Origin of the sequence: Martinezella calliandrae (genome assembly GCF_030272695.1) — a bacterium.
In the GTDB taxonomy this organism is placed as follows: Bacteria; Pseudomonadota; Alphaproteobacteria; order Rhizobiales; family Rhizobiaceae; genus Rhizobium; species Rhizobium calliandrae.
Genome location: NZ_JARFYN010000017.1, coordinates 133,882 through 146,876, shown reverse-complemented (window position 1 = coordinate 146,876; position 12,995 = coordinate 133,882). Strand labels below are relative to the sequence as shown.

Sequence of the window (12,995 nt, the reverse complement as noted above, 5' to 3'; positions counted from 1 at the left end):
AATGCCATCCTCACCACAGATAGAAGAATGCAAAGATGAATACCCAGACCAGATCGACGAAGTGCCAGTATAAGCCCATGATCTCGACGATCTCGTAATTGCCTTTGCGGCTGGTGAAAAAACCTCGCCTTCCCTGATCGAAGTCGCCCCGCCACACCTTGCGGGCGATGACCAGAAGGAAAATCACCCCGATTGAAACGTGGGTGCCGTGAAAGCCCGTAATCATGAAAAAGGACGAACCAAACTGCGCCGCACCCCACGGGTTGCCCCAGGGGCGGACTCCTTCCGTGATCAGCTTGGTCCATTCGAATGCCTGCATTCCGACGAATGTCGCGCCGAGGGCCGCCGTCGCCCACATCAGCGCGGCGGTTTTGCGGCGATCGCGGCGGTAACCAAAGTTGACAGCCATGGCCATCGTGCCGCTGCTGCTAATGAGGACGAAAGTCATGATGGCGATGAGGATCAACGGGACTTCCGTACCTCGTATCGTCAGGGCAAAAACCTCACTGGGATTTGGCCAGGGGACGGTGGTCGACATGCGTGCCGACATATAGGCCAGCAGAAAGCAGCCAAAGATGAAAGTGTCGCTCAGGAGGAAGATCCACATCATCGCCTTGCCCCAGGAGACGTTTTTGAACGCCCTCTGGTCCGACGACAGGTCAGCTGCGACGCCGCGCAGTCCCGCTGGTTGCAGAAGTGGATCCTTTGCCGGTCTTTCTATGGATTCGGTCATCATCGAATCTCCTCAAGTGACCAATTGGCGGCAGAGATCGACAAAACTATTTGCCCAGCCTGCGAAGAGCGCAAAAAGGATTAGCCAGACAACGAGCATGAAATGCCAATAGATGGCGCAGAGATCCACGCTCAGGCTGACCCTCGCCGGAGCCTGGCTTGTCCGGGCACGGATTGTCGTCCGTCCGAGCACGAAAAGCCCGCCCAGAATGTGCAGGCCATGCAGGCCGGTGATCATGTAGAAGAAGCTGTTCGATGGATTGTCGGCAAGCACATAGCCGGCCGCAACCAATTGCCGCCACGCCAGGACCTGTCCGGCCAGAAACAGAACAGCCAACACGAACGCCACTGCGAGGGCCGTGTTCAGCATCTCGCTGCGGTCAAGACGAGCTTCCATCTTCGCCCATTGCAGCGCGACGCTGCTGGTGGCAAGCGCGGCGGTATTCACCCAAAGCAGTCGTGGGATCGGAATACTCCACCAGTCTGAGCCGCTGAGGCGACTAAGATAGGCGCTGATGAGGAGCGTGAACAGGGAGCCGACGACAGCGAGAAAGATGCCGAGACCGACTTTCGCCGCTGTCGCCGGTGACCCCCGCATCTCCGGCGCATCGCCCGCCACCCCTGCTTCCAGCCAGGGCTTCGAGGTCAGCCGCTGCCCTGCCATCCACCAGATGATGATGCCGGCGATCCCCGCCAGGAAGATCAGAATGGCGCTCATGACGACGCCCCTGCGGACAATCCGCCCGAAGCCGGCTGGTTCTGCGGCAGGAAGTCCTGACTTGCTCCGGGGACACTGTAATCATACGGCCACCGGTAGACGATCGGCAGTTCCTTGCCCCAATTGCCGTGAACCGGCGGGGTTTGCGGTGTCTGCCATTCCAATGTCGTCGCCCGCCATGGATTGCCGCCCGCTTGCCGGCCGAAGCGAAGGCTCCAGGCGAGATTGAACAGGAACAGAAGCTGAGCGGCTCCCACCACCAACGCGGCAACGGTGATGAACATGTTCAGCGTATGGGCCGACGGCGGAATGAAAGCGGTTTCGCCAAGCTCATAATAGCGGCGGGGCACGCCCATCAGGCCGAGGTAGTGCATCGGGAAGAAGATCGCATAGGCGCCGAGGAAGGTGATCCAGAAGTGGATATGGCCCATCGTCACGTTCAGCATGCGCCCCGTGACTTTCGGATACCAATGGTGGATTGCGCCAAAGATCACCAGAATGGGCGCGACCCCCATTACCATATGGAAATGGGCAACGACGAACATGGTGTCGGACAGCGGTACATCGACGACGACATTGCCGAGAAAGAGGCCGGTCAATCCACCATTGATGAATGTGATGATGAAGGCCAGGGCAAACAGCATCGGCAATGTCAGATGGATATCGCCGCGCCAGAGAGTCAACACCCAGTTGTAGACCTTGATGGCCGTCGGGATGGCGATAATCAGCGTTGTGGTCGCGAAGAAGAACCCGAAGTTCGGGTTCATGCCGCTGACATACATATGATGCGCCCATACGACAAAGCTCAGCGCTGCGATGATGACAATCGCCCAGACCATCATCCTGTAGCCGAAGATGTTCTTGCGTGCGTGGGTGCTGATCAGATCCGAGACGATGCCGAAGGCAGGAAGTGCAACGATATAGACTTCCGGATGTCCGAAGAACCAGAATAGGTGCTGGAAAAGGATGGGGCTGCCGCCGCCTTGCTGCAACTGCTGGCCCATCTCGACGATGGCGGGCATGAAGAAGCTTGTGCCGAGCAGCCGGTCGAACAGCATCATGACGGCGGCCACGAAGAGGGCCGGGAAGGCAAGCAGCGCCATGACGGTTGCGGTGAATATGCCCCATACCGTTAGGGGCATGCGCATCAGCGTCATGCCGCGAGTGCGTCCCTGCAGCACCGTGACGACATAGTTCAGTCCACCCATCGTGAAGCCCATGATGAACAGGATCAACGATGACAGCATCAGGATGATGCCCCAGTCACGCCCCCCAGGTGTCCCTGATAGAAGTGCTTGCGGCGGATAGAGCGTCCAGCCGGCGCCGGTCGGCCCGCCCGGGGCAAAGAAGCCGACGACCAACACGATGACAGCGAGCAGGTAGAGCCAATAGCTCAGCATGTTCGCATAGGGGAACACCATGTCGCGAGCGCCGAGCATCAAGGGGATCAAATAGTTGCCGAAGCCGCCGAGGAACAGCGCCGTCAGCAGATAGATCACCATGATCATGCCGTGCATGGTGATGAACTGATAATAGTGCTCGGCATCGATAAAGGAGAAGTAGCCCGGAAACCCGAGCTGCAGGCGCATCATCCAGGACAGCACCAACGCCACCATGCCGATCGAGATCGCGGTCAGCGAATACTGGATAGCGATGATCTTGGCGTCCTGGCTGAAGACATATTTCGTCCACCAGCTTTTCGGGTGATAAAGCTCCACATCCTCGACTTCAGCGGGCCGGATGACCTGCTCAGTGCCGGATCCGATGTCGACCATATTCCATCCTCCCTGTTCCTTCCGATGCGGCCTTCCTCCTCAGCTGCGCATGGCACTTACTTTTGCGCCGACGCCGTCGATTTGGCGAAAGTCGGCTGTTGCTGCAGCCAGGCTTGATAGTCGGTGTCGTTATCGACCACGACCGTGCCGCGCATCTGCGGATGACCAACGCCGCACAACTCCGCGCAGAGAACCTCGAAGGTGCCCGTTCGCGTCGGCGTGAACCAATAATAGGTGACCGTGCCGGGGATCATGTCCATCTTGGCCCGGAATTGCGGTACGTAGAAATCGTGAACGACGTCGATCGAGCGCAAAAGCACCTCCACCGGCTTGCCGACCGGTATATGCAGTTCACCGCCTTCGACGATGACGTCGTCCATTCCGGCGGGATCGTTCTTGTCCAAACCGAGCGGATTGTCCGCAGTAACATTGCGCGTATCCGCCCGCCCAAGCTTTCCGTCGGCCCCCGGGAGCCTGAAACTCCATTGCCATTGCTGGCTGACGACTTCGACCTCGCTGGCATCGGCAGGGACCGTGACGAACTGTTTCCAGACGAACAGGCCCGGTGCGAGCATTGCAGCCACGCCAATTGCCGTTCCCCCCGCAAGCCACCATTCCAACCTCTTGTTTTCGGGCTGGTATGCCGCCTGGTTTCCCGCCCGGTGCCTGAAGCGGAGGATGCAATAGGCTATGAACAACACGACCGCCGAGAAAACGATGCCGGTGATCCAAAACGTGATGACAATCGTGTTGTCGATGTAGCTCCAGTTCGACGCGATCGGCGTCCACCACCAAGGGCTAAGCAGGTGGAACGCGATCGATCCCACCACCAGCAGAACGAGAATCAATACGACAACCATCTCTCCTCCCCGACCCGGCCGCGAACATTTCCACAATCCCATCGCGAAACGTTTTAGTATTATCTCATGAACAAATCGGACGGGCAATTGCAGCAATTGCAGCAGTTCATCCACGCAAACCGCACCGAGCATATTGACGCCACGGGAACGGATCGGCGGCGTCCGGTCACTAAGCAGATCCCAGCCGATCCGACCGGCGATGCGGGAAACAGCTCGTTTACATTTCGCATTTCACTGTTTGGAGTATTGCTTCAGATAGGCGATCAGATTGGTAATCTCGGTGTCGTCCTTCAGGCCGACGAAGGTCATTTTCGTGCCCTTCACCTTCGCCCTAGGGTCGTGCAAATAGTCGCGCAGCGTTGCCTCGTCCCACACGAGGCCACCCTTGCCTGCCTGCTGCATCGCCGGCGAATAGGCGAAATTCGGGTGCGTTCCCGCTGTCCTGCCGAACAGACCGTTCAGCGAAGGGCCGACCTTGTTCTGGTCCGTTTCGGCGATATGGCAGATGGCGCATTTTTTGAAAACGGTGGCCCCCGCAGTGGCATCGCCTTGCTGAGCGAGTGCGCTAAATGGGGAGGCGATGGCAAAAAGCAGACAGGTCGAAAGAAAACGGTAAGACATGGCAATCCTCATTCTCTTCATCGCCATCCAACCAACACGACTGTCATCTGGCAGGTCGCAACGGCTTGGAGGATGATCAGGGGTAAATTTCCTTTACGAATTCAAGGCGTGCGGTTCGGGTAGGCGGGAGCAATCAATTTTCGATATAAGTGCCAGGTCGAATGCCCCAGAATAGGCATGACGACCGCAAGACCGGCAAAGATCGGGATCGTGCCAACGACGAGCAGTGCCGCGACGATCAATCCCCAAAGCGCAATCGGCCCTGGATTGGTAAGCGTGGCGCGTATGCTTGTGTCCACGGCCGCGACGGCGCCGATATCTCGATCTAGCAATAGCGGGAAAGTCACCACCGTCGTCGCCAATACAATGACTGCGAAAACGAGCCCGGCCAGATTTCCCCAAAGCATCAGCGAGAAACCCCGCGAAGTCGTCAGCACGTCCGACAGCAAGGCGGAGATCGAGGTCAGGCCCGCCTCGTCGAAGGTCATGGTGTAGATGTGCTGCGCGACGATCAGCCAGGCGACGAAAAGCACGAATAGCATGAGACCGACCGCGACGATCGACGGTAGCGCCGGCGAGTGCCGAACGTCCAACGCGTGATGCCATGAGCTGTCAAGCCCCTGCTCGCGGCGTCGACTGATCTCGTAGAGGCCGATGGCAGCGATCGGGCCAATCAGTGCAAAGCCTGACATCAAAGGATAAAGTAGCGGTAGCAGGTCGGCGCCGGAGCTCCATACGACCAGAAAGACGCCGGCTATCGGATACATCAGACAGAGAAAAACGTAATGGGATGGTTTCTCTTTGAAGTCTTCCAGTCCCAACTTCAGCGCGTCGACAAGATCGGCGACGCCAATTCTGCGGACTTCCGGCCGCGCATATTCGCCGCTCGCACCGGCCATGACATGGAATGTCGCCATAGCAACTCTCCTCCTCCACCTTGGTCCGGCTGGTGGTGCAAAGGCGGCCGGCATTTTTTACCGACACATCAAGCCGCAACCCGTGGTCATAAGATCTATCAAATCTTATGGCCTTTGTCGCCTGTTCCTTAAATTAGAGGTTCGTCATTTTTGGGCTAGAACGCGTGGAACCGGGGACACATGACCTCGGGTCGTTATGCAAAGCGTTCGCAGCGAGCTCCTTGCTTGTTGTCCTTCTGCGGGTCTTGGTATCTCAGGCGAAGACGGCGCTGCGCCAAGGGCGCACCACGGGTTCGTTCTAACGTTCGAAGGCTTCTTTCAAACCGAAGCCTTTGCGCTCCCGCAGATCGAGATCGGTTTCGATATGCGAAATATGGTGGAGCATCAGATCACGCGCCGCCTCGACGTCCATTCGCTCGATGGCAGCGATAATATCGCCATGTTCCGCGTGGCCACAACTCGAAGCACTTGATTGGCCGTAGAGCGCAATCACAAGCGACGAACGAGCGACAAGCTCCTCCATGAAGCGCTGCATGATCAAATTGCCGGAGATCGAGGCGAGCATGAGATGAAAATCGCCGGATGCCTTGATCTCGGCGCGGCGTGCGGACTGACCGCGCTCGCTCATAAGCCGGCCTTCTTCAAGTAAGAGCTGCTTCAGGTGCTGAATCTGCGCGGGCGTGATCCTCTTTGCCGCTTCGCTGAGAATACCAGGCTCCACCAGACGGCGTGCGGCGAAGATCTGCCGGGCTTCGTCCGGTGAAGGATAGGCTACGAATGCGCCCCGGTTTTTCTCGACACTGACAAGTCCTTCATAGGATAGGGCCTGCAAGGCTGCGCGCGCCAGCGTCCGACTGACGTTGAATAGATTGCCGACATCGCTTTCCGAAAGTTTCGTGCCCGGCGAAAGCCTGCGCTCGACGATCGCTTCGCGAATGGCATCGCGGATTTGCTGTGCGCCGGTTTCATTGGAATCGTTTGTCGTCCGGAGCAGGTCGGCTGAAGGGTTCATGAAATCGGATACCTGATAATCAGCGCGATGATATCCATGTTTGTCGCGAAAGTTAAATGGATTTTGTCGCAAAAACACGAGTACAATCGTATACGATTTAGTGCACATATTGCAGACGAAAGCCTATTTCATGTGCAGACATCTGTTCGCCTTTCACATGGGCATTCGCAAGGATCGTGGCAAAACCCCATAACTCACAAAGAGTTGGTGCAGTGCGGCAGAACTGGCACGGCAGATGCATTGTCTTTCTCGAACAGAGGGAGACACGATGTCGAAAGCGGCAGAGATCGATATAGCATCCGTTTCAAAGGTCTATGGGACGACGACCGCCGTGCATGCCATTAGCCTGAAGATCCCGGCAGGTTCCTATTGCTGCTTTCTGGGTCCGTCGGGCTGCGGCAAGACGTCGACCCTTCGCATGATCGCGGGCCATGAAAGCATCACGTCCGGTGATATCCGGCTTGGAAACATGGTCGTCACCGACTTCCCGCCAGCCAAGCGCGGCACGGCGATGATGTTCCAGTCCTATGCGCTCTTTCCGCATCTCGACCTCATCGACAACGTCGCCTTCAGTCTGAAGATGAAGGGCGTGGACAAGGACGTGCGTCGGGCCAAGGCACTTGACATGCTGAAGCTGATGCAGATGGAGGCCTATGCCACGCGGCGTCCGGCACAGCTTTCCGGCGGGCAGCAGCAGCGTGTGGCGCTTGCCCGCGCTCTGATTACCGATCCCGAGGCTCTGCTTCTCGATGAGCCGCTGTCGGCACTTGATCCGTTCCTGAAGATCCGCATGCGCGCCGAGCTGAAGAAGTTGCAAAAGACGCTCGGCATTACGTTCGTGCATGTGACGCACAGCCAGGAGGAGGCCATGGCGCTCGCCGACATCATCGTCATCATGAACGATGGCCGGATCGAGCAGGCGGCTGCGCCGCGCCAAGTCTTCGAGCGTCCGGCAACGGCTTTTGTCGCCCGCTTCATGGGGGACCATAACGTGCTTTCCGGTCGGGTGGCATCGAGCGATAACGGCGTGCTGACAATGGCCGTGCTCGAGGGGCAGAGCTTTTCTGTGCGCGGATCCGGCAGGCAAGTGGGCGAAGCCATCGATATTGGCATCCGCACTGACCGCGTGCGCCTCCAGGAGGCCTCCGAAAAGACCCTCGGCTTCAACGGCATAGTCTCCAACATCGAATATCGCGGCGCGTCGGTGAAAATCACCGTCATCGGCGCGGGCAGTGACGACTTCACGGTCATCGCGAGCGACGGCGATTACTTCGCCAAACCCGTATCGGTAGGCGATGCGGTGTCTCTGAGCTGGGCCAAAGAGGACGCGGTCCTCCTTGGCCGCGTTTCCGCATAACCCGTAAGCATCAAAAAAGGGGAACTGACATGACGACTGAAATCAAGACAACCAAGCCGGAAAAAGGAATCTCCCGCCGTGCGCTTCTGAAGACTGGCGCTGCCGCCGCCGGCGCGATTGCCGGCTCCGGCCTCATCACCGGCTTTCCGACGATCTGGGCGCAATCGAACATCACGCTTCGCCAGTTCGGCACCGGCGTTTCGAACATCAACGCCATTGCCGAGAAGTGCAAGGCCGATCTCGGCATTACGCTGGAGATGACGGCAACCGACTCCGACGCTGCCGCCCAGCGCGCCGTCACGCAGCCGGATAGCTATGATATCGCCGACATCGAATACTGGATCGCCAAGAAGGTGTTTCCCACCGGCGTAATGCAGCCGATGGATGTCAAGAAGCTCAAATATTACGACAAGATCGTGCCGCTGTTCATCAACGGCAAGCTGAAGCCGGACAGCGTCATCGCCCAGGGCACGGCGCCACACACGGTTGGTTTCGTCGAAGCGCAGGGCTCCAAGAAATTCGCCAAGGAGCCGACGCAATGGATGACCATGGTTCCGACCATCTACAACGCCGATACGCTCGGCATTCGCCCGGACCTCACCGGCCGCCCGATCACGAGCTGGGCCGACATTCTCGATCCAGCCTTCAAGGGCAAGACTGCGATCCTCAACATCCCGTCGATTGGTATCATGGATGCCGCGATGATCATGGAAGCGGCCGGCAAAATCAAATATGCCGACAAGGGCAACATGACGAAGGCCGAGATCGATAAAACAATCGACTTCCTGATCAAGACCAAGGGTGACGGCCAGTTCCGCGCCTTCTGGAAGTCCTTCGACGAGTCGGTCAATCTGATGGCATCGGGCGAAGTGGTCATCCAGTCGATGTGGTCGCCGGCCGTTGCCGCGGTCCGCTCGAAGGGCATCGCCTGTGTCTTCCAGCCGCTCAAGGAAGGCTATCGCGCCTGGGGTGGCGGTCTTGGCCTCGCCTCGCACCTCAAAGGCGCGCAACTCGACGCGGCTTACGAGTACATCAACTGGTACACATCCGGCTGGGTCGGCGGTTATCTTAACCGCCAAGGTTACTACTCCGCCTGCATGGAGACCGCCAAACAGTATATGTCGGCTGACGAATGGGGCTACTGGATCGAGGGCAAGCCGGCGCAGGGCGATATCCTGTCTCCGGAGGGTAAGGTCATGGAGAAGGCCGGCGCCGTTCGCGACGGCGGCTCGTTTGAAGCCCGCATGGGCGCGGTCGCCTGCTGGAACTCTGTGATGGACGAAGACCGCTACATGGTCCGCCGCTGGAACGAGTTCATCGCCGCCTAAAGCAATCCGGCGAAAACTGAATATAGCCCTAAAATCAATCCTCTCCCCGCAAGCGGGGGGAGGAAGCCGCTAACGGAGAGACCGGAACATGGCAGCGATCGCCTCCTCAGAGACAGACCAGGCAACAGGGAAATCAGCTAGCGGTTTTGGCGTGCCGCAGTATCTCATCTCCTATCTGCAGGCAGCGCCGCTCGTTCTGATCTTGGGTTTCTTCTTCCTGCTGCCGATCACGATGATCGCTGTCGTCAGTTTCTGGGATTATGATTTCGCCGGTCTCTATCCCGCCTTCCTGACTACGAATTATACCGACACGCTGGGTTCGTGGGTCACTTGGAAGACCTATCTCAACACGCTGAAATTCACCGCCATCGTCTGGGCATTGACGCTGGTGATCGGCTTCTGGGTCGCCTATTTCCTCGCCTTCCATATTCGCCGCACATCGACGCAGATGATCCTCTTCCTCGTCTGCACCGTGCCATTCATGACGTCGAACATCATCCGCATGATCTCCTGGATCCCGGTGCTCGGGCGCAATGGCCTTGTCAATTCGACCCTCATCCATATGGGTCTTATTCCAAAGCCGATCGAATGGCTGCTCTACTCCGATTTCGCCGTCGTCCTCGCCATGGTGCATCTCTATACGCTGTTCATGGTGACGCCGATCTTCAACACACTGATGCGCATCGACCGCTCCTTGTTCGAAGCGGCGCGGGACGCCGGCGCCAGCGGCTGGCAGATCCTTTGGAACGTGGTGATCCCGCTTGCCAAGCCCGGAATGGCGATCGGCACGATCTTCGTCGTCACGCTTGTCATGGCGGATTTTTCGACGGTGCAGGTTATGTCCGGCGGCCAGAGCGCCTCCATCGCGCTGATGATGAAAAACCAGATGTCGCTGCTGCAATACCCAGCCGCGGCGGCCAATGCCGTCGTGCTGCTGATCCTCGTCCTGCTGATGGTCTCCGCCATCCTGCGGGTCGTCGATATCCGCAAGGAGCTTTGAGATGAACCGCGAAAAGCGCAGCCTGGAATTCTACCTCCTGGCGATCTTTTTCATCCTCTTCGTGCTGTTTCTCTACGGGCCGCTTTCGGCAATCCTCATTCTCTCTTTCCAGGGACCGGATGGCGGCCTGACCTTTCCGTTGAACGGTGTCTCGCTGCACTGGTTTGCGAACCTGTTCGAAAAGCAGGCGGTCGGTGATTTCGGCGCCTCGTTCCGCCGATCCTTCATTCTCGGGCTGATGGTGATGGTCGTCACCGTCGTCGTGTCGTTGCTGGCGGGCTTGGCCTTCCGCCGCCGTTTCCGCGGGGCATCGCTGCTGTTTTATGCGACAGTCGCCAGTCTCGTGGTTCCGTCCATCATCATCTCTCTTGGCATCGGCGTCGTCTTTCAGCAGGGCGGCCTTGCGCCTGCCTGGTATTCTTCAGCCTTCGGCGCACATTTGACCTGGACGCTGCCCTTCGGCGTGCTGATCATGTTCGCGGTCTTCAACCGCTTTTCACCGGCTTACGAGGAGGCTGCACGCGATCTTGGGGCGACCTCGTGGCAGACATTCCGCTACGTCGTGCTGCCGATGATCGCCCCGAGCTTGATCGGCGTCGGCCTGTTCGGCTTTACGCTGTCCTATGACGAGTTCGCACGTACCCTGATGACATCGGGCACCTACAACACACTTCCCCTGGAAATTTACGGGATGACCACCAACGTCACCACGCCCGTGCTTTATGCATTGGGAACGGTGACGACACTCTTTTCCTTCACCATCATTCTCGTAGCGCTCGCAGTCATGACCATGCTTGGTCGCCGGCAGGCCAAGAAAAGCTGAGATCATGCGTTTATTGCTCATCAATCCGAACACCAGTGCATCGATGACGGAAAAGGCTGCTATCGCCGCTCGTGCGGTTGCAGCCTCCGGGACGGAAATCATTGCCGCCACGTCAAGGATGGGACCAGCTTCCATCGAGGGATATTATGACGGCGCGCTTGCCGTTCCCGGGCTCCTCAGCGAACTCCGAGAGCGGCGGACGACGGGTTATGACGGCGCGATCATCGCCTGTTTCGATGATACGGGTCTTGAGGCGGCGCGAGCGCTTTGCGATGTCCCTATTCTCGGGCTTTGCGAATCCGCCGTCGCAACGGCCGGCTTTCTCGCCCAGCGCTTCACGGTCGTGACAACGCTGGAGCGTTCGCGAGTCCTGATCGACAACCTCATCCAGCGTTACGGCATGGGCGGACGGGCGAAGGTGCGTGCCTCCGATATCGCCGTACTGGAACTCGAGGACGCGGCATCCGGTGCGATCGGCAAGCTGAGGGCGGAAATCGAACGAGCGCTTGAGGAGGACGGAGCGGAAGCGATCGTGCTTGGCTGCGCCGGCATGACCGATCTTGCGCGCGAGCTGCAAGAAATCTACGGCGTGCCAGTCATCGATGGCGTCGCGGCGGCCGTCAAACAGGCAGAAGCTCTGGTGTCACTCGGCCTTTCCACGAGCAAACGCGGCTCCTACGCCTCGCCGCTGCCGAAGCCCTTCAGCGGCGCGATGAGCAATTTTGCGGCAAAACATGTGCCCACCTTAACCTAATCACGGCCGTAGATCGGTGGTGGAGCGGCAGACCAGGATGGCGCAATTGCGTTTATCCTTTGCCGGCACATAAGTTTCTTCCGCAAAGCCGTTACCAAGGCAGACGTCGGAGTTGGCGACGGCGCGCTCATAAAGTAGTGGAGCCGAACCCCGAGCCGACCGATACTGCACAATAACCGCTCGGTTCGCCCGAACGAAGGATTGGACTTCGGCGCACGATCTCGAGGCGGTTTGAAGTCGCTGGATTGCGGATGCCGGAGAGGCTACGAAGACCGCGAGCGCGGCAAGCACGGTGATTTGAGCTTTCATCTGTATTCTCCCTCTGTAACAGGCGAACTTTCCCACCGATCCAAACGGTCGGCACCCCGTTCCTTGCTTTCAAACCAAACCATCTCCTTTTCAGCGGCATCTGTCACCATGGGCAGGCGAAGTGGCGCCCGCGATGATCGCGTTCCGGTGGTTTTGTAACGCGATGGATTCGATTGCGGAGCAAGAACCGGAGTTTTGACCCTGCTGGATCGGCCTATCCCTTTGTTCAGGTCATCGACCGAGATCGGTGATCCCTGCTGGAGACATCAAGAAGGACATCCACATGAGCAAAGAAGAAGACAACAAGGCGATCGTCGGGCGCTGGTTCACCGAATTCTGGGGCGAGACCTGCAACCTGTCTGTCGTCGACGAGGTGGCCGCGCCGGACATGCTGCTGAAGTATTCGCTGCACGAGGCGCGTCGCGGCCATGACGACATCAAGGCCTTTATAACTGGTTTCCGCACGGCATTCCCGGACCTCAATTTCTGGGGCACTGCCGACCTCATTGCCGAAGGCGACTATGTCGTCGGCCAATGGGAGGGCGGCGGCACGCATATGGGGCCGGCGTTTGCTGACTTTCTGGTCGGATCGTTGCCGGCTGCGTCCGGTCGTAAGATGCGCTTCACCGGCACCACCATCCTGCGCATCGAAAATGGCAAGATCGCCGAGGAAACCGGTCTCGACGACGGTGTGACGGCGCTCACGCAGCTCGGCCTCATCAAGGCCGCTTGATGGGGAGGTCGCCGCCCAACTTCTCGGGCGGCGGCCATCACGCCATCTCCGGTTAT

Annotated in this window: 14 protein-coding genes; 6 read left to right on the top strand and 8 right to left on the bottom strand. The window is 58.5% G+C overall.

The window, feature by feature from the left end; translation table 11 throughout:
* Positions 1 to 10 precede the first annotated feature (10 nt).
* The 7 genes from PY650_RS15385 to PY650_RS15355 all read right to left on the bottom strand — a co-directional run bounded on the left by PY650_RS15385 (position 11) and on the right by PY650_RS15355 (position 6,635).
* Entirely contained in the window at positions 11 to 733 is a 723-nt protein-coding gene (locus PY650_RS15385; protein ID WP_285880218.1) for a heme-copper oxidase subunit III family protein, read from the bottom strand.
* Between the two features lie 12 nt (positions 734 to 745).
* Positions 746 to 1,450 carry a cytochrome c oxidase subunit 3 gene (locus PY650_RS15380; RefSeq protein WP_285880217.1) on the bottom strand — a complete coding sequence of 235 codons (705 nt, stop codon included), beginning with the start codon at positions 1,448 to 1,450 and terminating at the stop codon, positions 746 to 748.
* A complete protein-coding gene (locus PY650_RS15375) occupies positions 1,447 to 3,225 on the bottom strand; it encodes a cbb3-type cytochrome c oxidase subunit I (RefSeq protein WP_285880216.1) in 1,779 nt (592 codons plus the stop codon). The genes PY650_RS15380 and PY650_RS15375 overlap by 4 nt, the downstream gene beginning before the upstream one ends.
* A 56-nt stretch (positions 3,226 to 3,281) precedes the next feature.
* Complete coding sequence (locus tag PY650_RS15370) at positions 3,282 to 4,085, bottom strand: cytochrome c oxidase subunit II (RefSeq protein ID WP_285880215.1); 804 nt, start codon at positions 4,083 to 4,085, stop codon at positions 3,282 to 3,284.
* Between the two features lie 231 nt (positions 4,086 to 4,316).
* A complete protein-coding gene (locus tag PY650_RS15365; protein ID WP_285880214.1) occupies positions 4,317 to 4,706 on the bottom strand; it encodes a c-type cytochrome in 390 nt (129 codons plus the stop codon).
* Between the two features lie 101 nt (positions 4,707 to 4,807).
* Entirely contained in the window at positions 4,808 to 5,623 is an 816-nt protein-coding gene (locus tag PY650_RS15360) for a DUF2189 domain-containing protein (RefSeq protein WP_285880213.1), read from the bottom strand.
* Positions 5,624 to 5,921: 298 nt separating this feature from the next.
* The gene (locus PY650_RS15355; protein ID WP_285880211.1) at positions 5,922 to 6,635 is read right to left on the bottom strand and encodes a GntR family transcriptional regulator; all 714 of its coding nucleotides are present in this window, start codon (positions 6,633 to 6,635) and stop codon (positions 5,922 to 5,924) included.
* A 268-nt stretch (positions 6,636 to 6,903) separates the two neighbouring features.
* Here PY650_RS15355 and PY650_RS15350 point away from each other — a divergent pair, with 268 nt between their 5' ends.
* The 5 genes from PY650_RS15350 (at position 6,904) to PY650_RS15330 (ending at position 11,897) form a co-directional block, all read left to right on the top strand.
* Positions 6,904 to 7,992 (top strand): ABC transporter ATP-binding protein, encoded by a 1,089-nt coding sequence (locus tag PY650_RS15350; RefSeq protein ID WP_285880210.1) that lies wholly within the window; start codon positions 6,904 to 6,906, stop codon positions 7,990 to 7,992.
* A 29-nt stretch (positions 7,993 to 8,021) separates the two neighbouring features.
* Positions 8,022 to 9,320 (top strand): ABC transporter substrate-binding protein, encoded by a 1,299-nt coding sequence (locus tag PY650_RS15345; protein ID WP_285880209.1) that lies wholly within the window; start codon positions 8,022 to 8,024, stop codon positions 9,318 to 9,320.
* Between the two features lie 88 nt (positions 9,321 to 9,408).
* Positions 9,409 to 10,320 (top strand): ABC transporter permease, encoded by a 912-nt coding sequence (locus tag PY650_RS15340; RefSeq protein WP_285880208.1) that lies wholly within the window; start codon positions 9,409 to 9,411, stop codon positions 10,318 to 10,320.
* A gap of 1 nt (position 10,321) precedes the next feature.
* The gene (locus PY650_RS15335; RefSeq protein ID WP_285880207.1) at positions 10,322 to 11,143 is read left to right on the top strand and encodes an ABC transporter permease; all 822 of its coding nucleotides are present in this window, start codon (positions 10,322 to 10,324) and stop codon (positions 11,141 to 11,143) included.
* Between the two features lie 4 nt (positions 11,144 to 11,147).
* Positions 11,148 to 11,897 (top strand): aspartate/glutamate racemase family protein, encoded by a 750-nt coding sequence (locus PY650_RS15330; RefSeq protein ID WP_285880206.1) that lies wholly within the window; start codon positions 11,148 to 11,150, stop codon positions 11,895 to 11,897.
* On the opposite strand, the gene PY650_RS15325 is transcribed toward PY650_RS15330, so the two are convergent.
* Positions 11,898 to 12,206, bottom strand: coding sequence for a hypothetical protein (locus PY650_RS15325; protein ID WP_285880205.1), 309 nt, complete (start codon positions 12,204 to 12,206; stop codon positions 11,898 to 11,900).
* A gap of 283 nt (positions 12,207 to 12,489) precedes the next feature.
* Here PY650_RS15325 and PY650_RS15320 point away from each other — a divergent pair, with 283 nt between their 5' ends.
* Positions 12,490 to 12,939 (top strand): ester cyclase, encoded by a 450-nt coding sequence (locus PY650_RS15320; protein ID WP_285880203.1) that lies wholly within the window; start codon positions 12,490 to 12,492, stop codon positions 12,937 to 12,939.
* The last annotated feature ends 56 nt before the right edge of the window (positions 12,940 to 12,995 follow it).